Source organism: Nitrospiraceae bacterium (assembly GCA_019637075.1).
Classification (GTDB): Bacteria; Nitrospirota; Nitrospiria; order Nitrospirales; family Nitrospiraceae; genus JAHBWI01.
Window position 1 is genome coordinate 322,683 of sequence record JAHBWI010000003.1, and the last position, 21,068, is coordinate 343,750.

A 21,068-nucleotide genomic window follows, 5' to 3' on the forward strand; every position below is an offset into this window, starting at 1 on the left:
GGCAGCCCGCGGAGCGTCTGTTATAAGCTCGCGCAGGAGTCTGTCTCATGTCTCGCCTCAATCGATCCTGGCAAGCCTGCGTTGCGCTGCTGCTCTTCCTCCCGGTGTGGTGGTGGGTCGGGCTGCCGCCGCTCTGGAGCCCGGTCGATCTGGCCGAACACTATGTCACGACGCCCGAAGAAGAGCATTGCAATGAGGTCTGTCCGCATCCGATTTCTTTGGTAGATCCGCCGCAGGCCTCGTCGCTTCAAGCCGTTGTCTATGATTGTTCCCATCCGCCGGCGTGTCTCGTCACGCGCCTGCCCCACCTCCGCAAGCTTCGACCTCCACCGCCGAAGCTGATCACCGCCACACTGCACAGTCTCCGTGCTCCTCCCGCGCTGATGCTCGCGTAACACCCCGGTTCGCCCATATGAGGCCGACGGCTGTTCGGGCGAAGTCTGTCTTCGCGCTGGCCTCAGACCCATTCGCATCAACGAGGAGCATCACGATGTTGTGTTCAGTCATGTCTCTGTCCCGTGAGTTCACCGGTATCAGTCGAGGCCGTTCGGTGACGACTGCCGTCATTGTCCTTCTTCCCATGCTCTCTGCCTGCATCGGACCCCATGTCCAACCGGCGCCAGCGCCGCAAAGTCAGGCAGGCATCGTCGAGCCGGCGGATCGCGTTGATCCTGCTCCGCAAGCCGAACAGATTCCATCGCAGACAACCGCTCCCTCGGCGCCTCTGCCCTTGCCGGTTTTGCCGGTGGAGGTCGCTCGATCCGAGGGGCTTCAGGAGGCGGGAGACATCCCGGTGATCGAAGCCGAGCCTGTGATCGTGACCGCACAGCGCGAGTCGTATGCCGTGGATTCAGCCTTTACGGCGACGAAGACTGATACTCCGCTGATGGAAACGCCGATGGCCGTGCAGGTGGTTCCGAAGCAGGTCCTGCAGGATCAGCGGGTGAATCGACTGCAGGATGCCTTGCAGAACGTGAGCGGAGTGCGCTCCAACAACAATGACGTCGAAGGGTATGTCTACAAGTTGCGGGGGTTTAACAGTCTCCATGTCTTCCGCAACGGTCTGACCTTGGCGGGCGGCCTTGGCTCCAACCCAGGGATTCATGAGACCGCGAACCTCGAACGGGTGGAGGTGCTGAAAGGGCCGGCCTCCGTGCTGTTCGGGCGAGCGGAGCCGGGCGGGTTGATCAACCTCGTCACCAAACGTCCCCTTGCGACACCATATTACAAGCTGGAGCAGGAATTCGGCTCCTATGATCACTATCGAACGGTCTGGGATGCGACCGGACCGTTGAATCAGTCCGGCACGATCGGCTACCGATTGTCGGGCGCCTATCAGGACTATGGCTCGTTTCGAGATTTTCAGGGCGGGCGGCGGGTGTTTCTCGCGCCGGTCCTAGCCTTCAAGCCGACCGATCGGACCGATCTGGTCATCGACCTGCAGTATTTGAGGAACGATGCGCAGAGCGATACGATCTTTCCGGCTCTCGGCAATCGCCCGGCGCCGCTCGCGCTTCACCGGTCGTTCCAGGAAGCCAACGATCCCCGCGACTGGACCGGCAATTTCAACCTCGGTTACGACCTGACCCACCGGTTCAACCAAAATTGGTCGCTCACCAGCCGCTTTCTGTTCAGTAAAGGCAGCATGAAAAAGCTGAACGTCTTCGCCACGGCGCTGGACGACGCGACCGGGGTGCTGGACCGCACCACGCAGTTCCAGAAGCTCATGAGCACCACCTACGCGACCAACCTGGATCTCAAGGGGAAGTTTGATGCGCTGGGCGCGAAGCATCAGGTCCTGGTCGGCGTGGACTACCTGCATGATGCCTACGACTATAGCTATGCGGAGGGCCTTTCGAATTTCCCCATCAATATTTTCAACCCTGTGTATGGCAGCGTTCCGACCTCGGCCTATGACGAGGCCTTAAACGGGGCTGGGTTTCGAAGTTTTGCCTCGTCTCTCGTGAAACAGGCTGGCGTCTATGTTCAGGATCAGATCACCCTCTTTGGCAAGTTGCATGTCTTGCTCGGGGGACGATACGACCATGCCGAAGTCGGGCAGGGCAACAGTGACGTCTCTCGCGAGGAGGCCATCACCGATCGCCACGGACGATTCGTGAGAACGGACGAGCAGTTCAGTCCGCGCGCCGGGATCCTGTATCAATGGACCGCGCAGTTGAGTACATACGCGAGCTATTCAAAATCCTTCGGTGCCAACAACGGTCGCTCGGCGACTGGGGAGGCGCTGCCTCCCGAGAGTGGTGAGCAGTTCGAAGTGGGCACCAAGACCGAGCTGTTCCAGGGATTCTCGGCCACCGTGGCCCTGTTTCATTTGATCAAGAAGAACATCCTGACACCGGATCTGACCACTCCGGATCCCACCGACGCTAGGGCGGTCGGCCAAGCGCGCAGTCAGGGTGTCGAAGTTGATCTTCTTGGTGCGGTGACCACGCAACTGGATCTAATCGTGACGTACGCGTATCTCGATACCAAGGTCACGCGGGACGACAGCGGCCTGCAGGGTAATCGGCTGGACAATGTGCCGTCGCATAGTGGGCGAGTCTTTCTTGTGTATCACTTCGGTGGCGAGGGCGGATTGGGCTGGCGGGTCGGTGGAGGCGTCTCGGCGGCCAGCGCGGTGTCTGGAGATCGGGAAAACACGTTCAATCTGCCCGCGTATTACAGGCTGGATGCCATGACGAGTTACACCGCCATGGTTGGTGGCCGGCGCCTGACGGCTCAACTCAACCTGCGCAATCTGACGAATACGAAGTACTTCGACGGGACCGATATCTTCTACAACCAGCGGTCGCCGCGGTTTGGCCTGTTTGCCGCACAGCCCCTCATGGCGTTCGGCACAATTCGAATGGAGTTCTAAATGCAGGCCGCTGCAGAAAGGAGCCGGTATGTTCACCAGACCGTTCTGGGTTCGGCTGCATCGCTGGGCCGGGCTGGCCATGGCCGGTTTGCTGATTGTGGTCGGCCTGACGGGAAGTCTGCTGGCGTTTTATCCGGAGCTTGAGCGACTCGTCCATCCACACTGGTATCCGGACCGCGCTCCGGCCACGTGGATGGGCGCCGGCGCGCTGGCAGAGAAACTGGAGAGGGCCGAGCCGCGATTGCGCGTCCAGCAGTTGTCGTTGCAGGGCTTCGACGGCGCGACCTCCGCCTGGGTGGAGCCTCGCCTCGATCCGGCTACCGGCAAGCTGTTCGAGCTGGGCTACGACTATGTCCTACTCGATCCGGCGACGGGCGCGGTGCTCGACCGGATTCGGTGGGGCTCGCTGCTGAACGGATGGACCGGCCTCATGTCTTTCGTCTACGCGTTGCACTATGCGTTGGCACTGGACATGCCGGGTGTCTGGATTCTGGGAATCTGTGCCCTGGTGTGGACGCTGGATTGTTTTGTCGGGTTGTATCTGACCTTCCCGGCCCGGCGGTCTCGTGAAGCACACGCGCACTTGCAGCCGGCTCCCGGCGATGCAAGCTGGTGGGCGCGTTGGAAGCGAGCCTGGATCATCAAACCCGGCAATGCCCAGCGCGTCAATTTCGACCTCCACCGGGCAGGCGGTTTGTGGTTGTGGCTTGCCCTAGTGCTGTTTGCCTGGTCGAGCGTCTACATGAACCTGTGGGATACGGTGTACACCTGGACCACGCGGGCGTTCTTCGACTACCGCACCTATTGGACGGAGTTTCGACCACGGCCCGCTCTGATGGAGCGGACAGGGTTGGATTGGCTGGACGCGCAGGCGGTCGGGGAGCGGCTCATCGCGGAGCAAGCCGCGTTGCAGGGCTTCATGGTGAAGCGGCCGGTGGTGCTTCGGCTATATCGTGATCTCGGCGTCTATCAGTACCAGGTTGAGACCGATCGGGAAATCGACGATCGTCCGCGTCGATACGCGACGCAAGTCTTTTTCGACGCCGACTCGGGTGCGCTACGCCTCGCGCTGCTGCCTCGCGGCCAATATGCTGGCAACACCATCAGCAATTGGCTCTATGCACTGCATATGGCCAATGTGTTCGGCTTGCCCTATCGGATCTTTGTCTGTTTCCTGGGAGTCGTCGTCGCGATGCTTTCCGTCACGGGCGTGTACCTCTGGGTGAAGAAACGCCGATCCAGGGCCATGGCGCAGGCCCGGTTACTTCGGCTGCCGGACGTGCAGTCGGCTAGGCCATCGGGTCACGCAGATCTGAAGAGTTCTGCGAATTTGTAGCAGCCGTGAGCAGGCGTCGGTAGACAAGCTCTGAGGATGGGCATACAAGAACGCGTACAGAGGAAAACCCTGACGATGCAGATGTGGTTCCCCAAACGCTGGCCGGTCCTTCTCTCCATTCTGGTCGCAGGAGTGTATCTCTCGCTGACGCTCATGGCCGCCGGCTGCCTGATGAGCCATGCCGCCGAGTCCGGTCACCATGACCACCATGCGGCGGGCAATTCCGGCTCCTTACTCTGCGCCGTTTCCTGTCAGGCCACTTCCGATTCAGACCTCGTCTTGCCGGCTCCGACCGGCATTCCCTTAGCCACCGCCTTCATCATCGCGCCTTCAACTTCCGCGGATCTTTCCGCCGAAGTGGCCTCGGCGCGTCAGCCACGCGCACCGCCTGTCCCAGCCCTGGGATAGTTCAGGTGGACTGCGCGTCCTTCTCGAATCATCTGTCATAGCGTCGCTCGTTCCGCTCCGGTCTGTGAAGGCCTTGTCGGACAAGCCGACGTGCATTCGATCTGAGCTTTCTCGCTATCTGGAATCGAGTCCGCAGGACGGGTGACGTTCGCGGACTCCCCGGGGCGCAGGTTCTTCTCCGGGAGCCTCCGCTCCGGACCCATCGAGCGGGGACGATGGCGCCGCTGTCCGGCCGGACCGGTCGCCATCAGAGGAGATGCGTCAATGGAGCCTCCGCTCCTGCGAGTCAAAGAAGCGGCGCAGTTGCTGAGCGTCAGTAAGTGGACGATCTACCGTTGGATCGAAGAAGGACGGTTGGAAGCCAGCAAGATCGGCGGTGGCAGCCTGCGAATCTTCCGCGTCTCGGTGATGGCGTTGGTCGACGAGAATCGGACGGAGCAGGCGAGCGGGGCACCGAGGTCCCGAGCCGCCGTGGTTCGCCTCAGTCGAGCGCGCGCGAAGAAACGTCTGTGATGTTACGGTGTCGGGTCCCGAAGTTGTGCACCCTTCTTCCGGACCTGCCTCCCGAGGCGATGGGGTGGCCTCCCCCATTGCCTCGGCCCTTCGGGGCTTCGGCAGAGACGAGGCTGAATCTGTGAAGGTGTGAACCAGCGATGAGCTTGATGGATGTCCATCAGAAAACCATAAACAAAATAGGGGGCCTATGTGTGGGGTATGACCTACCTCCTCGCAGGATCCCCGCAGGGGAGCGGAGGGTTGGCCGCTCCCCCAATAATCGGCTCCCTGCCATGGCAGCAACGGCCCTGCTCTTGGCTCTGCTGTTGACCGGCGGCTGGTGGTCGGATGCGGCCCTAGCACTGGATGAAGCGGGTTGGGGCCGAGTGTTGGCCGCCGGTGGTCAGGCCCGCGAGGCCGCCCGGTTCGAAGAGTCCGAACGTATCCTGACCGAAGCCTTGGCGCAGGCGAGGAGGGACGGGTCTCAGGATGTCTACCTGGCCGAGGCCTCGAACGAACTCGGCTTGGTCTACCACGATCAGGGACAGCTCGATCAGGCCCAGTCCTACTATGAGCAGGCGTTAGGCCTCTGGGAACGTACGCTGGGGTCCGAACATGAGCATGTCGCTGCCGCGCTGAACAATCTGGCGGAGGTGCATCGAGCCAAAGGCGACCTCCAGGCTGCCGAGTCGTTATTTCGCCGCGCCTCCGCGATCGAGGGGCGCATTCTGGGGGCCGCGCATCCGGACGTAGCCGTAGGCCTAAACAATCTGGCCGAACTCCATCGACAGCAGGGGCGCGAGGCGGAAGCGGAATCCCTCTATCGGCGGGCCTTGCTGATCTTGGAGCAGGCCTACGGGCCGGGTCATGCAGATTTGGCCCCCGTGCTGAACAATCTCGCCGCGCTGTACAAGGAGCGGGGGTTGTTCAGTTGGGCCGAGCCCTTCTATCAGCGCGCGTTGGCGGTTCGTCGCGCGCGCTTCGGCGTGAGCCATCCGTCCGTGGCGGTGAGTTTGAACAACCTCGGGTGTCTCTATCAGACCCAAGGGCTCTATGAACTGGCGAGGACGTACTTCGAGGAGGCGCTCTCCGTGAGCGAAGGGGTATCGGGGCGGGAAGCCACGCTGGTCGGGACGATCCTCGGCAATATGGCGTACCTCTCGGATCAACAGACTCTGTGGCATGAATCGCAGGGTTTGTATGAGCGAGCGTTGGTGATTCAGCAAGCGCGGCTCGGATTCCAGCATCCGGTCGTCGGTCAGTTGCTCTCCCGCTATGCCATGGTATTGGAGTTGTTGGGAAGGCATGTCGAGGCGGGGCTGTTCGCGGCCAGGGCCGCGTCGATCCGATCACGGCAAACCTCGATGCCTGGACAGACCGATCCGTCCGATCGACGGATGGTGATGAATCCCTTCGTCCGGTAGAGAGCGGACGGACGCGAAAGGAGCAAGCCATGCAAGGTGGATTGGCAGCGGTCGTCGGTTCCTTTCCGCACAGGACCTCTGAGCTCGCCGAGTATCCTGGGTTGAAGGTGGCAGTGGTGCGGTTGCTCACGATCGCCCTCCATATCAGCGGGGAGCAAGGCGTAGGTGTTCGGGAGGTGGCCATGCCGCTTCCGACAGGCTATCGGGCCTGGCCGAGCTACTCAGCCCTCGTCCAGTCGGCAGCCGGTTGTCGGCGTATCCATTGTTATGTGAGTTCGAAGGCGCTCTGTACCGGGGATGACCGAGCCTTTCCTGTCGGGACGTCGTTCGTCGTCGAGACCTATGCCTACGACGGCCCGGGTAGGGCGAAGGTGCCGGCGTCGGGCAATGCGACGGGGCCTGAGTTCATATTCGTGATGGGGAAATATGCCAGCATGAGTTCGGAGGATGATCGCGCAGAGCGGTGGCAGACCTGGATGTATGCGAGTTACGGCCAGGACGGCCTGCCTCTGGCCGCCGCGGCAAGCTCATGCGGGTTCTGCCGATTGTCTTGACGCGTGGGGCAAAAAGATTGGGCTGCGACTGGTGGACGGGACCTGGGTTGGACTGCGCTGACCACGCAGTGGGTTCCGATAGAGGGACGCGTACTACCCATATGCGTCCCTCTGCCACCTCGTTATGACCTGACAAATGGCTCGCGCAGGAGTACAATCCCCCGGCCTGGTACCAATTGAAGAGCAGAAGGGAGGGAAGAATATGATCAACTATGGGAGTCGATTCGCGCTGTGTGCCGTTGTCGCAACGGCCTTAGCCTCGCCGACCGGCTTAGTCTGGGCCGGAAAAGATGGGCACGTGAAAGAGACCGTCGCGCATGCGAAGGAAGCCTTGGCGCACGAGAAGGAAGCGATCAAGCATCTCGAGGAATCGGTGAAGGCGAGCAATGATGCCCATGCCAAGGAAGCGCTGGAGCATGCGAAGGAAGCCGTGAAGCATGCCGAGGAATCCCTGGCTCATGCCGAGCAGGCCTCGGGGAAGAAAAGCGCGAAGGGCAAGTAGGCGAATACGTCGAACGATCTTGTAGTACCGGTGAGCAGCCGTCGGCGCCGGGCGGTAGACGCGCTTCCTGAGCGGGACTATAACTCGGACGCTCGCGGAGATTTTTCGGTGCGACGACTTCTCTCCTCTACCCTCTATATGGTAATGGTCTTGGGTGTCTCGACGGCGCTGGCCGGGGACGGGTCCCTGGAGCAGCTCCTGAGGGCGGAGGTCTTCAATCGGGAGTTCGAAGGGTTCGAGGCGTACTATGTGAGCATCGAGGCCGACCAGCCGCAGAGCGACGGCTCGCGGGAAGTGTTGGCGGTCGCGAGCGGAAAATTTTTAGACAAGATCAAGCGAATGAAAGTGCTGTTTCTTATCGTAGGCCAACAGATCATCGGGGGGCAGGTGCTCGAGGGCACGGGACTGCCTCCTTGTCTGTCGGCCGAGCATCGTCCGTCTTCATCTCTTTAACCTGACAGGAGGCGTGCATTATGTTGAGCAGGATCGTATCGGGCATTGTGGCAGTGGGTACGGTGGCGATGATGAGTTCCGCCGCCTTGGCATTGCAGGCGGGTGGTGTCGAAGTGGGAGACCTTGAAACGGGCTCCGTCGTGGGCCAGCCGTTCAAGGAATTGGACGTGGATCTCCAGCTGTATGCCGTGGAAATCGGCAGCTTGAAGGCCTACTATCCTGACACGAGCGTGGTCGACTTCAAGGTGCGGCCGGGCCGCCCCCTGTTGATCAAGGTGACGAACAACTCCAGCACGGAGCGGGGATTCCAGATGACCGACGCGCTCAACGCCGGGTCACCGTTCGTGCTCAAGGCGGAAGTGGTGTTGAAGCCGGGAGAGACCAAGTACATCGGTATCCCGACCAGCGACCTGTTCTACGCGACTCAGGGCAACACGCTGACGTACCGGGATCATCTCAATCCCAAGTCACCGGGTGGCACCTTGTTGATGTGGAAGTAGCTCCCGCCGGTTGATTCCCGTCTCTCCGCCCCGCTCGCCGGACTCCGGTGGGCGGGGCGGTTTGCTTTCTGCCCAAGACCAGAGACGTGAGCAGTGAGACGTTAGACGAGAGAGGCGATGAGTGGGATGCGAAGCTCAAGACGTGAAATGTGAACCTGTCGCTCACCGGGCCTTGCGCCTAACGTCTCCCGTCTGACGCCTTCCGTCCCTCGTCCTCCCACCCCCGTCTCACATTTCCCGTCCGACGTCTGGCGTCTCCCTGGCCCGCTACCAATAAGGAAACGGCCGGTAGGGGCCCCAATAGGGATGCCAATAGGGACTGTAGTACGGGTAGGGGCGTGGACGGACCACCACCGGTTCCTGAGGAATCCAGGTCCGCATGGTCCTGATTTCGATTACCGGATACGTGTACTCGGAATCATCCAGCGGCAACGTTGTGCTGCCGGTGAGTTCCCCCGCGATGGTGATGAAGGTGCCGTGGGGTATCGTGGCAGGATCGAGAAACTCGCGTTGCACGGCGACGAAGCGGCCTTCCGACTTCGTCAGGTCCATCGTCGGTTGATGGGAGTCGTTCAGCGGGAGCTGCAACACTTCGATGCGTGTCCCATCTTTGAGGCGGCGGGCCGTGAGCACCTGGCCGCCGAGCACGACGCTTTGGCCCTTGAAGGAATCGACCGCGGCTCGTATCTGGGTAAACGGCGGTGCCGGCGGCGCGCCTGGCGGGGGCGAGAACGTATCGTTGGCCGTTCCACAGGCGGTCAGGAGCGCCGCACAGGCCGTCAGGACAATCCACTCTAGAAGTTTTACGCGCATCCTGCGCATTATACCAAACGAACGGCATCGAAGGGATTGTTGAACGGGCATTGTTTATAATGAGGCTACGAACAGGCAGGCGAGAACCGATTGAAAAAGGAGTAGGGGCATGATGCGTGTGATGCGACGGGGACTGAGCGGCGTCGGGCTGGGGATGCTGGCGCTGTTGATCGGAGTGTGGTCGGTGGGAACGGCGTCGGCAGGGAAGCCGGAACTCAAGGGAAAGTTTGAGTTGCTTACGGATGAGCGCTCGACCCATAAGCCGGGCAAGGTGCAGATGGTGGAGTTTGCGGACTTTTACTGCCCCCATTGCCACCGTTTCGACGGTGAAGGCTTGCCGATTCTCGAAAAGGAGTTCGGCAACAAGCTCGAGGTGACGATGGTCGGCTATCCGGTCATTCCGGGCAAATTGCCCACGGCCTTCGACATGTACGAACAGGCCAAGATGATGGGCAAGGGCGCCGAAATGAAACGGGTCCTCTTCCGCATCATTCATAAGGACAAGATCGGCATCATCGACCGCACGATCCGCGAAATGCTGGTGCGCGAGGTCGGGCTGGACCCGGTGGCGTTTGAAGCAGGGTTGGCGAGCGCGAAGCCGGCGAAGGCGTTTGAGGATGGGCGGCGCTGGGGCGAGCGCATCAAGTTGCAGCAGACCCCGACCATTCTGCTCGACGGCAATATCAAGGTCGAACAGATCGACCCGGACAATTTGAAACTGATCATCCAGAGCATTTTGGATGGAGACGGTACGAAAAAATAGTCGGAGCATATAGCTGATGGCGTATAGCGTATGGCGGGAGAAAGGAAATCTCCAAACGCTGTTGCCATGAGCCGTTGGCCATAAGCTCTTCGTTTCTCAACGGAGTGATGAATGGCGATCGATCCCGTCTGCGGCATGACGGTGGATCCGGCGAAGGCAGCCGGGCGGTTTGAGTACCAGGGTGCGACCTATTACTTTTGCAGCACGCATTGCCTGGACCGGTTCCGCTCGGCCCCGGATCGCTATCTCCGGCCGGTCGAGGTCGAGGCCAAGACGGCTCCGCCCAAATCCCGCTCGCTGCCGATGATGCAGGCACCCGCGCCCGAGGCCTCGCCGGCGGGAGCGCGCGATCCTGTGTGCGGCATGACGGTCCAGCCTGCTGCCGCCGCCGCCACCCATCGCCATCGCGGCACCACCTACTATTTCTGCTGCCAAGGTTGCGCCACCAAGTTCGCGGCTGATCCGGAACGCTACCTCTCTGCGCCTGCCTCGCCGGCCCCTCTGATGCCGGCCGGGAAAAAGTCGCTTCCGATGCTCAACCCTGGGCCTGCTCCTTCCGCCGCCAAGGGAGAGATCGATCCCGTCTGCGGGATGACGGTGGAGCCGACCGGTGCCGCGGGACAGTTCGCCCATGGCGGGAAGACCTATTACTTTTGCTGTCAGGGATGCCTCACGAAGTTTCGTGCCGACCCCGAACGCTACATGAAGCCCGGTGCCGCCAAGTCGATGGAACCGCCCGTTCCGGCTCCCCCCGGCACGCAATACATCTGTCCGATGTGCCCGGAAGTCTTGGAGAACAAACCGGTGCCCTGTCCGAAATGCGGCATGGCGCTGGAACCTGCATCGCCCCTGCAGGCCGCTACGAAGACCGAGTATGTCTGTCCGATGCATCCCGAGGTGGTCGCGCAAGAGCCCGGCGCCTGTCCGAAGTGCGGGATGGCGTTGGAAGCGAGGGTCGTCACGATCGACGAAGCCGCCAACCCGGAACTCGTCGATATGTCGAGACGGTTCTGGATCGCGCTGGGACCGGCGGCGGTGGTGTTCGTGCTGGCTATGTCGCACATGGTTCCCGGGCATCCGTTGCAGCATCTCATTCCGGACCAACTCTCCGCCTATATTCAGCTCGGGCTGTCCACTCCCGTCGTGCTCTGGGCCGGGTGGCCGTTCTTCCAACGGGGATGGAACTCGATCATCCATCGCAGCCCCAATATGTTCACGCTCATCGCGATCGGGACCGGCACCGCCTACCTGTATAGTGTCGTCGCGGCCCTGATGCCGGACCTCATTCCGCGGTCGTTCCAGATGGAAAACGGTTCAGTGCCGGTGTATTTCGAGGCAGCGGCCGTCATTACGGTGCTCGTGCTGCTCGGGCAAGTACTGGAGTTGCGGGCGCGCAGCCGTACGACCGGCGCGATCAAGGCGTTGCTCGGACTGGCGCCGAAGACCGCCAGACGGGTGCTCGGTGACGGTCGCGAAGAAGATGTGCTGTTGGAACAGGTGCGGATCGGGGACCGTCTCCGTGTCCGGCCCGGTGAAAAGGTGCCGGTGGACGGGGCGATCGAAGAAGGCGCGACGGCGGTCGATGAATCGATGATCACCGGTGAATCGCTCCCGGTCGAAAAGGGCGTCGGCAGCTTCATTACCGGCGGGACCATCAACGGGACGGGTAGTGTGGTGATGCGGGCGCAGCGGGTCGGCGCCGAAACGGTGCTGGCGCAAATCGTGGGCATGGTGGCCGAAGCGCAACGGAGCCGCGCGCCGATCCAGCGCGTAGCGGATGTCGTCGCCGGGTATTTCGTCCCATTGGTGGTCGGGACTGCGGTGCTCACGGGCCTGGCTTGGGCGTTCTTCGGGCCGGAACCCCGTTTGGCCTATGCGCTGGTGAATGCCGTGGCCGTATTGATCATCGCCTGCCCCTGTGCGCTTGGGCTGGCCACGCCGATGTCTATCATGGTGGGAACGGGCCGGGGGGCGACGGCCGGGGTGCTGGTACGCAAGGCCGAGGCCCTCGAGACGCTCGAGAAGGTGGATACGCTGGTGTTCGACAAGACCGGCACGCTGACGGAAGGGAAACCCAAGCTTCGTGTGGTCAGTGCCCTGTCGCCCTGGCCTGAGACGGAGTTGTTACGACTAGCGGCTTCCGTCGAGCGGGGCAGCGAGCATCCGCTGGCCGCCGCCATTGTGGCAGGGGCCCAGGCGCGAGGGGTGGCGCTCGATCCGGTTCGTGAGTTTCATAGCATGACCGGCAGGGGCGTAAAGGGCAAGGTCGGAAACCACCTTGTCGCCGTCGGCACGATGGCTTTCCTGCAAGAGTCCGGGATTCCGCCGGCATTGTTGCATGACGTGGAAGCGAACGCCGACTTGATCCGCCGGTTGGGACAGACGGTCATGTTCGCGGCGGTGGACGGCAAGCCGGCAGGAGTCATCGGTGTGGCCGATCCGGTGAAAGCCTCAACGCCTGAAGCCCTGCGGGCGCTCAAGCGAGCCGGCGTGAAGCTGGTCATGGTGACGGGCGACCATCGGGCCACGGCCGAGGCGGTGGCCAAGGAACTGGATCTCGATGATGTCCGGGCCGAAGTGAAGCCGGAAGAAAAGAGCCGGCTCGTTCAAGAATTCCAAAAACAGGGCCGAGTCGTGGCGATGGCGGGAGACGGGGTCAACGATGCCCCGGCGCTGGCCCAAGCCGACGTGGGGCTGGCCATGGCCACCGGCACCGATGTCGCGATGCAAAGCGCCGGTATCACGCTGCTCCACGGTGACCTGCGGGGAATCGTCCGTGCCCGCCGCTTGAGCCGCGCCACCATGCGGAACATCCGCCAGAACCTCCTGTTTGCCTTCCTCTATAATATGATCGGAGTGCCGATCGCGGCGGGGGTGCTCTATCCGTTCTTCGGTCTGCTGCTCAGCCCGATGCTCGCCAGCGCGGCCATGACCTTCAGCTCGGTCTCGGTCATCACCAACGCCTTGCGGCTCCGACGGGTGGAATTGTAACTTCTGGATGCGTGTGTGCGGCCTGCATGGTAGGCTGTGATGCTGCATGGAGAGGGAATCGTCCATTATGCCTCAGTTTTCGTTCCGCCTCGTGACCCTGCTTCTCATCTCCTATTCTCTTTCCACGACGGCCTTTGCGGCCGCTCCGAATTCGGCGCCGTTGCGTACGATCCCTGTGACGGGCGCGCTCGATCTGCAGGCGCAGGTCCGGGCGACGGCGGCCAAAGTGATTCCCGCGGTGGTGAGCATTGCATCCACGGTGGTGGTGCACGATCAGGCCTTCAGTGACGAGGGATTGCCGTTCGGGATGTTCAAGGATGTGCCGCCGCGCCGCCAGTACGGGCAAGGATCCGGCGTCATCGTTTCGCAGGACGGCTACATCATTACGAATAACCATGTCGTGGCGGATGCCGTCGATGTCGAGGTGATTCTGGCTGATCGCCGGCAGTTCAAGGGCCATGTCGTGGCGACGGATCCCAAGACGGACGTGGCGGTGGTGAAGATCAGCACGACCGGATTGCCCACCGTGCCTTGGGGTGATTCGATGGGATTGGCGGTCGGCGATTTCGTGCTGGCGATCGGAAACCCGCTGGGCTTGAGCCGGAGCGTGACGTTTGGAATCGTCAGTGCGGTGGGGCGCGCCGATGTGGGCGTGGCTGATTTCGAAGACTTCATCCAGACCGATGCCCCGATCAATCCGGGCAACTCCGGCGGCGCCCTGGTCAACATCAACGGCGAATTGGTCGGCATCAATACGGCCATTGCCAGCCCGACCGGCGGCAGCGTCGGTGTGGGGTTTGCGATTCCCAGCAACATGGCAAAGTCGGCGATGCAAAGCCTTATCAAGACCGGCCGGGTCGTGCGGGGATTCCTGGGCGCGGGGACGCAGGACGTGACGCCGCTGTTGGCCAAGGTGTTTCACTTGCCGGACGTGAAGGGCTCGATCGTCACCGATCTTCAATCGAAGGGCAGCGCGGAACGGGCCGGGTTGAAGCGGGGCGACGTGGTCGTGCGGTTCGACGGGCGCGATATTATGGATAGCGGACAGTTGCGCAACCTGATCGCCGCGTCGGCCATCGGCAGCAAGCACCGGCTTGAATTGGTCCGCGATGGGCGGCTCATGCAGACCGACCTGACCGTGCAGGAGGCGCCCCGAGAACGGGTGAAGAAATCTCAGTCCACCTCGACCGCCGCTTCCGGTCATCCGCTGGCCGGGGTCATCGTCGACGACGTGACTCCAGCGTTGGCCAGGCAAATGGATTTGAGCGTGAACGCGGGCCTCGTCGTGACCGATATCGAAGAAGGCAGCCTGGCCGAAGTCTCGGGTTTACAACCGGGCGACGTTATCCTGGAACTCAACAGGCAGCCGATTCAAAACTTCACGGTCTTCCAGCGGCTGGCCGAGCCCATGCGGCCGACGGACTTGGCGTTACTGCTCGTCAATCGCCAAGGCAGCGTCCTCTATATACCCATCCAGACCGAATAGTTCTCTGTTCGGGCATCTCGGTTCTATCGAGCGAATTCGCGTCGCACCTGGATTCGGCGGTGGAGTCTAATCCGCCTTGCTGCTCCTCCCTCCATCCCTCGTGGACTACTCTTCCTGGTGCTCCTGGGCTCGGTTGCAATTCCCTCCCCATGGCTGAAGTTCGGAGAATCGACTAGGTAGTATTCATCGACGACGCCCTGTGAAAAACGTCGAAACAATTGAATTCGTCCCGGACTGCGGCATACTAAATTCAGTTGAAGGGACAGCTAGGTCTCGGCAGGAGGTTGTTGCCGTGCAAGGTCGGCGTGCGAGCGTGCTGTTGCTTGCTGTGTTGTGGCTATCGTTGTCGGTCGGTTGCGCCGCGGAGCCGGAAGCACCGTCGACGCTGATCGGTGTGTGGGAAACCCACGCTGAGGGCTACAACGATCAGCACATCTTCATCGACAGTCACCGCATCGGCTTCGGCACCAGCGCCGTGACGGCCGACGGCTATGTCATCACCCAGGTGACTGAAACCAAAGAAGACGCCAAGACACTCTACGTGATCGCGTATCAGGACGCGGAGAAAGGGCGCTATCAATTGGCGTTCTACTATGAGCCCTCGAACGGCGGGCGAATCATCTTCAAGAACCAGGAGCAATTGGCTTGGACGAGAAAGGCCCCTGTCTCATGAGCCGCCCGCGCGTTCGCCGGTACTTCCTCTGGAATACCTTTCAACCGCGGTTTGTGACCGTAAGCTGTTGTTACCAAGTCATTCTCATCGCTGCGATCGCGGCCGCGCTGTTCGTGCCGTTGATGCTGCAGCTGGATCGCATCCCGTTGTCCTCCGAAGAGGCGAAGGTGGTGGCCGATCAGTTCTTGCTCTTGCATAGCCGGTTCTGGCCCGCGGTTCTGGTCGCTTCGATTCTATTGGTGCTGCACGGCATCTTCTTTTCTCACCGGATCGCCGGCCCGTTGTATCGCTTCCGGGAAATCTTCCGTCGGGTTGCCGCCGGCGACCTCACTGTGCGGACTTCGATTCGCAAGGGCGATTATTTGCAGACCGAGGCGGCCTGTTTGGGGGTAATGGTCGCCGCTCTCCGGGAGAAAATTGAATCGCTCGAGGCGAACCATGCGGAGATCAAACCGCACCTGGAACGGTTGAAGCAGGCGGCGGAGCGGGGGGCGATGTGTGAGGTCGAGCAAGAGACCGAACGCTTGCGCGTCACGGTCGACCGGTTCTCACATTCCATGGAATCGTTCCGCACGAAGGCTGACCCCGACGAACATCATCAACCGCAGCCGCTGCCCACCGCTTCCGGCTTCTAGATTTCCATGGCGATGGCCTCATGCCTTCGGAGACAGCAAGGATTTACGATCGTCGAACTGTCGATCGTCGTGGCCATCATCGGCACCCTGGCTGGTCTCGCCGTGCCGGCCTACGTCGGCTACCTCGACAAGGCCCGGATCGCGCGTTGCATCGCGGAAATTCGCTACATCGAGCGGGCGGTGGATGCCTACGAGGCAGCCAATGAAACCCTGCCCGATACGCTGGCCGAAGCCGGCGCCGGTGGCATGGTCGATCCATGGGGTAATCCCTATGAATATCTCAACATCGCGGCGCTGGCTCTCCCGGGTAACGGCGGAGGCAATGGCGCCGGAGGCGGCAACGCGGGTGGAAACGGTGGAGGCGGTGCAGGGGGCGCCGGTGGTGGCGGCAACGCGGGTGGAAATGGTGGAGGTGCAGGTGCCGGTGGCAATGGCGCCGGAGGCGGCAACGGTGGTGGAAATAAAGGCGGCGCTTGGCATTGGCTCCTACCCGACGAGGCCTATGCTGCGGCAAACGGCACCGGCAACGTCGATCGCGGGAAGCCGCGGAAGGACCGGTTCCTCCATCCGATCAACTCCGACTACGATCTCTACAGCATCGGCAAGGACGGAGAGAGTGTGGAGCCCCTAACGGCCAAGAAAAGCCACGACGATGTGATTCGCGCGAACGACGGCAAGTTTGTCGGGCTGGCTACCGAGTTCTGACGGCGAGATCCCCATGCTCCATATTGAGCGCTCATTTCTTCGCAGCCGCGTCGCGCGCCGTATCTTTTCCCTTTTTGTGCTGTGCGCCCTCCTGCCGGTCGGGGCCCTGAGCCTCGTCTCGTTCGGCGACGTCACCCATCAACTCACTCAACAAGCAGAACGCCGGGTTCGACAAGAGAGTAAAGCCATGGGCATGGCGATCTACCAGCGGCTTTTGCTGCTGCAGGCCGAATTGCTCTCCTCCGGCTGGGGGACCGGTGTCTTCGCCGGTCCATCCCGCGAGGCGGCAAGCAAATCCGGCTTCAGCGGCATTGCGCGACTCAGGCCGTCCGAGCCGCCGGAGGTGCTGGGCGGCGCGATGTCCGTTGCGCCCACTCTCTCTCAGGCTCAATGGATGCTCTTGCGGTCGGGAAAGACCCTGTTGGTTTCAGAGAACAGGCCGGGTGACGCGTCGCAGCTCTTTCTCGCCAAGGTGATGGCGTCTGGTGAGGGAGGTGAACAAGCACTCTTGGCGGAAATCGCCTCGGACTATCTTTGGGGGGCGGATAGCATCGGTACGCTCCCGTCCGAAATGACGATGTGCGTGTTCGGTGAGACTGCCGCCCTGTTCTGCAGCGACGACGTATCGGCACCTGTACGGGAGCAGTGGGCCCAACAGGCTCAGGTGGGAGGTACCGCGGTCTTTGAGGGGCGAGACGGGGACGATCTGTACACCGCCGGCTATTGGACGATTCCTCTCAAATTCGAATTTTCCGCAGAACCCTGGGTCGTGATTCTGAGCCAGCCTCGGAGCGAGGTCCTGGCGCCGCTGGCGAGTTTCCGATACCGCTTCACCATCGTGGTGCTGCTGGCGGTGCTATTTGTTGCGCTGCTCAGCGTGATGCAAATCCGCAAGACCATGGTGCCGTTGGAGCAATTGGGGGAAGGTACCAGGAGGATCGCGCGCCGGGATTTCAGCACAGCGGTCCAGGTCACGAGCGGCGACGAGTTTGAAACATTGGCCGGCTCGTTCAATGCCATGTCGTCCAAGATCGCCCAGCAATTTTCTCAACTCGCCACGATGCATGAAATCGACCGCTCGGTCCTCTCGCTCTTGGATCCCAGCCTCATTGTCGATACGGTGCTGGTCCGGCTGCGTGAAGTGTCGCCTTGCGAAGCCGTCGCGGTCCTGCTCCTGGATCCATCACAGCAGGGAAGAGGATGGTGGTACGCCAGGGCTGGCCGGGGCGCGGCACAGACGACGGTGGAGGGCGTGGAGATCGACGAGGCCATCGGGAAGTTATTCCTTGAGCATCGCGATCGCGTCCGGTTGAGTCGGGATGCGGCGGGGGCGCTGTTCGGGAGATTGTGCGTGCCCGACGTCGAGTCCGTGCATATTTTCCCCCTGTTTCGGTCGCAGCAGGTGTTGGGCTGCATTGCACTGGGCTATCCGGCCGGTGCCGCTTCGACGCGCGAGGCGCAGGACCTCCTGCGCCAATTGGCCGATCAGGTGGCGGTGGCCTTGAGCAATGCCTCGGATCTTGCGGAGCGCAAACGGGCCGAGGCAGAACTGCGGGACAGTAATGCCAAGCTGGAAGGAGCTTTGGTTGAACTGAAGACGACGCAACAGCACATGGTCCAGCAGGAACGGCTGCGGGCCTTGGGGCAGATGGCCAGCGGCATCGCCCACGATTTCAACAATACGCTCTCGCCGATCGTCGGGTTTAGTGAGTTGTTGCTCATCGATCCGCAGATGTCGGACAACAAAGCGCAGCTGACCGAGTATTTACAAACGATCAACCTGGCGGCCAAGGACGCCGCCAAGGTCGTGAGTCGTTTGCGGGAATTTTATCGGCCGAGGACGGAGGCCGATCTGGTCGGGGTCGTCGATCTGAACCGTCTGGTCGAGCAGAGCATCAAGCTGAGTCAGCCGAAGTGGAAGGATCAGGCGCTGTCCCACGGTGTGACGGTGGAAGTACGCTCCGAGCTGGAGGCGGTGCCGCCCGTGGCGGGGCATGAATCCGAACTACGGGAAGTGCTCACGAATCTGATCTTCAATGCCGTCGATGCGATGCCGAAGAGCGGCTCGATTACCCTTCGAACCAAGGCGGATGGCGGCGACCATGTGAGAGTGGAAGTCAGCGATACGGGCACGGGCATGACCGAGGAGGTGCGGCAGCGATGCCTCGAACCCTTCTTCTCGACCAAAGGGGAAAAGGGGTCGGGTTTGGGGCTGGCCATGGTCTATGGCATCATTCGACGGCTGCGCGGCACGATCGATATCACCAGCGAACTTGGAAAAGGCACGACCTTCAGCCTCAAATTGCCGGTCCAAGCGGCCGACGCGCCCGAAGGCGATACCGCCGGGCGAACCTTGGACGGAGTCCGGTTGAACGTGCTCGTCGTGGATGACGATCCGCTGGTAGGGCGGGTGACCGGCGAGTATCTGCGCGTGGCCGGACATCAGGTGACTCTGCTCGGCAGCGGCGCTGAGGCGATCACGGCATTCAATCCGGAAGTCATCGACCTCGTGGTCACGGATCATGGGATGCCGCATATGACCGGGCTGCAACTGGCGGTGGTGATCAAGGACATCTCTCGAGAGACGCCCGTGCTGTTGTTGACGGGCGGAGACTCGACGGAGGATGAGGCGCCCGGGTCTGATCGGGTCGACGGCTTGCTGAGCAAACCGTTGACCATGGACAGACTCCGGCAGGCCCTGAGCGCTCTGACGTATCCGAACGTGGAACTGAAGAAGCGGAAATCCATTGGAGAAGCGGCGTGAGCGTGCTAGCCTAAATGGCTGGGACTGCCTACCACTAACCGCTTAATCGCCCATGCAAGAGATCGACACGACGACCGCGAAGCTCCTCCTCATCGACGACGAAGTCCACAGCGTCAAGCTGATGGAAGCCATTTTGAAGCAAGCGGGCTACCGGTCCATCACGGCCTCGAACGATCCTCGCCAGGCCATCGAGTTATTCCGCACGGTGAAGCCCGACTTGCTCGTGCTCGACATGCGGATGCCGCATTTGGATGGAATCGAGGTGATGCGGCAGTTGCTCCCGGTCGTGGCTCGGGACGAGTATTTCCCGATTCTGATCGTCACGGGCGAGTTGGACGTCGCCACCAAGCACAAGGCCCTGGCGGAAGGTGCGAAAGATTTTCTGACCAAGCCGGTGGATGCCATCGAGGTTGCGCTGCGGATCAAAAACCAGCTGCTGACCAGGCAACTCCATGACCAACTGAGGCGACAGAGCGAGCACCTCGAGGCGCAGGTGTTGTTGAGGACCAAGGCGGTCGAACAAACGCAACTCGATATCTTGCACCGACTGGCTCTGGCGGCCGGTTATCGGCATGACAAGACCGGTTCGCACGCCTGGCGAGTGGGACGTATCGCGGCGCTCTTGGCGGAACTGCGCGGATTGTCACCGGACCAGGTCGAGTTGATCAGAAAGGCTGCTCCCCTACACGACGTCGGCAAGATCGGCATCCCCGACGAGGTACTGCTGAAAGCCGGGCCCTTTACCGAGGCAGACCGAGAAGTGATGCGGCAACATGTGAAAATCGGGTCGAAGCTCCTCTCGGGTAGCGTCGCGCCGCTTCTCCAGATGGCCAGGGAAATTGCCCTGACCCACCACGAGCGGTGGGATGGCACCGGTTATCTCGGGATCAAGGGTACACAGATTCCGCTCTCCGGACGCATCGCGGCGGTTGCCGATGCCTTCGACGTCATGACGCATCGGAACGGAGCCAAGTCGCCGATGACGCTGGCCCAGGCTCGGGCAGAGATCGAGAATCAGGCCGGCAAACAGTTCGATCCCGAGCTCAGCGCGTTCTTTCTCAGGCTCATCGACCGTGACGGCGAAATGTTACTGTCGGAGCCTTCACCGGTCAGGCTCGTCGCCTGACGTATTTCCGGACCGTCACGACGGCGCTCTCCTGATTCTCCATCCAACCGGGTCCATGCCCTTTGTCTTGCAGTCCATGCCCGCTCGTGCTAATGTCCGTGCCACGAAATGACAAAACGTAACACCTCGAAGCAGGGCGGGAATGGGCTGGTTCGGTTCGGCGTGTCGCTTGACGAGCATCTACTCGGTGAATTCGACCGTCTGATCGAGCGGCGTAACTATACGAACCGTTCGGAAGCGATCCGAGATCTGATCCGGAACGATCTGGTCGAGCAACAGTGGGGCGACAACCAGCCCACGGTCGGCACGATTACATTTGTCTACGATCATCACGTCCGCGACCTCACCCGAAAACTCACGCAGATCCAGCACGACTTTCAGGGGCATATCCTCGCCGGCCTGCATGTTCACCTCGACCACGACCATTGCCTGGAGGTGTTGGTCGTCAAGGGGAAGGGGGTCGAGATCCGAAAGGTCGCCGATGCGCTGGTCAGCGTGAAGGGCGTGAAGCACGGCAAGCTCACGATGACGACGACAGGTAAGGGGTTGCGGTGAGCGGCCG

Annotated in this window: 19 protein-coding genes and 1 pseudogene; 19 read left to right on the forward strand and 1 reads right to left on the reverse strand. The window is 61.5% G+C overall.

Translation table 11 applies throughout. The features are described 5' to 3' along the window. Positions 1-47: 47 nt before the first annotated feature. The 10 genes and pseudogenes from KF814_09620 (at position 48) to KF814_09665 (ending at position 8,550) form a co-directional block, all read left to right on the forward strand. Positions 48-395, forward strand: a complete 348-nt coding sequence (locus KF814_09620) for a hypothetical protein (protein ID MBX3236400.1) — start codon at positions 48-50, stop codon at positions 393-395. Between the two features lie 95 nt (positions 396-490). Further along, the gene (locus tag KF814_09625; protein MBX3236401.1) at positions 491-2,878 is read left to right on the forward strand and encodes a TonB-dependent siderophore receptor; all 2,388 of its coding nucleotides are present in this window, start codon (positions 491-493) and stop codon (positions 2,876-2,878) included. Positions 2,879-2,906: 28 nt separating this feature from the next. Beyond that, a complete protein-coding gene (locus KF814_09630) occupies positions 2,907-4,214 on the forward strand; it encodes a PepSY domain-containing protein (GenBank protein MBX3236402.1) in 1,308 nt (435 codons plus the stop codon). Between the two features lie 36 nt (positions 4,215-4,250). Continuing rightward, a complete protein-coding gene (locus tag KF814_09635; protein ID MBX3236403.1) occupies positions 4,251-4,622 on the forward strand; it encodes a hypothetical protein in 372 nt (123 codons plus the stop codon). Between the two features lie 264 nt (positions 4,623-4,886). After that, positions 4,887-5,069: pseudogene (locus KF814_09640) on the forward strand (helix-turn-helix domain-containing protein). 341 nt (positions 5,070-5,410) lie between these two features. Next, the gene (locus tag KF814_09645; protein ID MBX3236404.1) at positions 5,411-6,541 is read left to right on the forward strand and encodes a tetratricopeptide repeat protein; all 1,131 of its coding nucleotides are present in this window, start codon (positions 5,411-5,413) and stop codon (positions 6,539-6,541) included. Between the two features lie 29 nt (positions 6,542-6,570). Next, on the forward strand, positions 6,571-7,095 hold the full coding sequence (locus tag KF814_09650) for a hypothetical protein (GenBank protein ID MBX3236405.1): 525 nt from the start codon (positions 6,571-6,573) through the stop codon (positions 7,093-7,095). Between the two features lie 202 nt (positions 7,096-7,297). Further along, complete coding sequence (locus tag KF814_09655) at positions 7,298-7,597, forward strand: hypothetical protein (protein ID MBX3236406.1); 300 nt, start codon at positions 7,298-7,300, stop codon at positions 7,595-7,597. Between the two features lie 108 nt (positions 7,598-7,705). Continuing rightward, positions 7,706-8,050, forward strand: coding sequence for a hypothetical protein (locus KF814_09660; GenBank protein ID MBX3236407.1), 345 nt, complete (start codon positions 7,706-7,708; stop codon positions 8,048-8,050). 20 nt (positions 8,051-8,070) lie between these two features. After that, positions 8,071-8,550, forward strand: a complete 480-nt coding sequence (locus tag KF814_09665; GenBank protein ID MBX3236408.1) for a hypothetical protein — start codon at positions 8,071-8,073, stop codon at positions 8,548-8,550. Between the two features lie 267 nt (positions 8,551-8,817). Here the strand turns inward: KF814_09665 and KF814_09670 are convergent, their stop codons facing one another. Continuing rightward, the gene (locus KF814_09670) at positions 8,818-9,363 is read right to left on the reverse strand and encodes a Slp family lipoprotein (protein MBX3236409.1); all 546 of its coding nucleotides are present in this window, start codon (positions 9,361-9,363) and stop codon (positions 8,818-8,820) included. 121 nt (positions 9,364-9,484) lie between these two features. Between KF814_09670 and KF814_09675 the strand changes: the two genes are divergently transcribed. From KF814_09675 to nikR, 9 genes are all read left to right on the forward strand, one after another. After that, entirely contained in the window at positions 9,485-10,126 is a 642-nt protein-coding gene (locus KF814_09675) for a thioredoxin domain-containing protein (protein ID MBX3236410.1), read from the forward strand. Between the two features lie 111 nt (positions 10,127-10,237). Then, positions 10,238-13,117, forward strand: a complete 2,880-nt coding sequence (locus KF814_09680; protein MBX3236411.1) for a heavy metal translocating P-type ATPase — start codon at positions 10,238-10,240, stop codon at positions 13,115-13,117. 67 nt (positions 13,118-13,184) lie between these two features. Further along, a complete protein-coding gene (locus KF814_09685; GenBank protein ID MBX3236412.1) occupies positions 13,185-14,603 on the forward strand; it encodes a Do family serine endopeptidase in 1,419 nt (472 codons plus the stop codon). 292 nt (positions 14,604-14,895) lie between these two features. Beyond that, entirely contained in the window at positions 14,896-15,276 is a 381-nt protein-coding gene (locus KF814_09690; protein MBX3236413.1) for a hypothetical protein, read from the forward strand. Next, positions 15,273-15,911, forward strand: a complete 639-nt coding sequence (locus KF814_09695) for a methyl-accepting chemotaxis protein (GenBank protein MBX3236414.1) — start codon at positions 15,273-15,275, stop codon at positions 15,909-15,911. Before KF814_09690 ends, KF814_09695 begins: the two co-directional genes overlap by 4 nt. A 6-nt stretch (positions 15,912-15,917) precedes the next feature. Beyond that, complete coding sequence (locus tag KF814_09700; GenBank protein ID MBX3236415.1) at positions 15,918-16,616, forward strand: prepilin-type N-terminal cleavage/methylation domain-containing protein; 699 nt, start codon at positions 15,918-15,920, stop codon at positions 16,614-16,616. 13 nt (positions 16,617-16,629) lie between these two features. Continuing rightward, positions 16,630-19,380: a response regulator gene (locus KF814_09705; GenBank protein MBX3236416.1), complete on the forward strand. Its 2,751-nt coding sequence runs from the start codon at positions 16,630-16,632 to the stop codon at positions 19,378-19,380. Between the two features lie 52 nt (positions 19,381-19,432). Next, positions 19,433-20,506, forward strand: coding sequence for a response regulator (locus KF814_09710; GenBank protein ID MBX3236417.1), 1,074 nt, complete (start codon positions 19,433-19,435; stop codon positions 20,504-20,506). A gap of 108 nt (positions 20,507-20,614) precedes the next feature. Beyond that, positions 20,615-21,061 carry a nickel-responsive transcriptional regulator NikR gene (gene nikR / locus KF814_09715; protein ID MBX3236418.1) on the forward strand — a complete coding sequence of 149 codons (447 nt, stop codon included), beginning with the start codon at positions 20,615-20,617 and terminating at the stop codon, positions 21,059-21,061. Positions 21,062-21,068 lie beyond the last annotated feature (7 nt).

Bases quoted from the DNA above. Each gene is read 5' to 3' on its own strand.
- KF814_09665 (MBX3236408.1), top strand. From the start codon at position 8,071: ATGTTGAGCAGGATCGTATCGGGCATTGTGGCAGTGGGTACGGTGGCG.
- KF814_09630 (MBX3236402.1), top strand. From the start codon at position 2,907: ATGTTCACCAGACCGTTCTGGGTTCGGCTGCATCGCTGGGCCGGGCTG.
- KF814_09645 (MBX3236404.1), top strand. From the start codon at position 5,411: ATGGCAGCAACGGCCCTGCTCTTGGCTCTGCTGTTGACCGGCGGCTGG.
- KF814_09670 (MBX3236409.1), bottom strand. From the start codon at position 9,363: ATGCGCGTAAAACTTCTAGAGTGGATTGTCCTGACGGCCTGTGCGGCG.
- KF814_09700 (MBX3236415.1), top strand. From the start codon at position 15,918: ATGGCGATGGCCTCATGCCTTCGGAGACAGCAAGGATTTACGATCGTC.
- KF814_09625 (MBX3236401.1), top strand. From the start codon at position 491: ATGTTGTGTTCAGTCATGTCTCTGTCCCGTGAGTTCACCGGTATCAGT.
- KF814_09635 (MBX3236403.1), top strand. From the start codon at position 4,251: ATGGGCATACAAGAACGCGTACAGAGGAAAACCCTGACGATGCAGATG.
- nikR (MBX3236418.1), top strand. From the start codon at position 20,615: ATGACAAAACGTAACACCTCGAAGCAGGGCGGGAATGGGCTGGTTCGG.
- KF814_09655 (MBX3236406.1), top strand. From the start codon at position 7,298: ATGATCAACTATGGGAGTCGATTCGCGCTGTGTGCCGTTGTCGCAACG.
- KF814_09620 (MBX3236400.1), top strand. From the start codon at position 48: ATGTCTCGCCTCAATCGATCCTGGCAAGCCTGCGTTGCGCTGCTGCTC.
- KF814_09705 (MBX3236416.1), top strand. From the start codon at position 16,630: ATGCTCCATATTGAGCGCTCATTTCTTCGCAGCCGCGTCGCGCGCCGT.
- KF814_09650 (MBX3236405.1), top strand. From the start codon at position 6,571: ATGCAAGGTGGATTGGCAGCGGTCGTCGGTTCCTTTCCGCACAGGACC.
- KF814_09710 (MBX3236417.1), top strand. From the start codon at position 19,433: ATGCAAGAGATCGACACGACGACCGCGAAGCTCCTCCTCATCGACGAC.
- KF814_09685 (MBX3236412.1), top strand. From the start codon at position 13,185: ATGCCTCAGTTTTCGTTCCGCCTCGTGACCCTGCTTCTCATCTCCTAT.
- KF814_09675 (MBX3236410.1), top strand. From the start codon at position 9,485: ATGCGACGGGGACTGAGCGGCGTCGGGCTGGGGATGCTGGCGCTGTTG.
- KF814_09680 (MBX3236411.1), top strand. From the start codon at position 10,238: ATGGCGATCGATCCCGTCTGCGGCATGACGGTGGATCCGGCGAAGGCA.
- KF814_09695 (MBX3236414.1), top strand. From the start codon at position 15,273: ATGAGCCGCCCGCGCGTTCGCCGGTACTTCCTCTGGAATACCTTTCAA.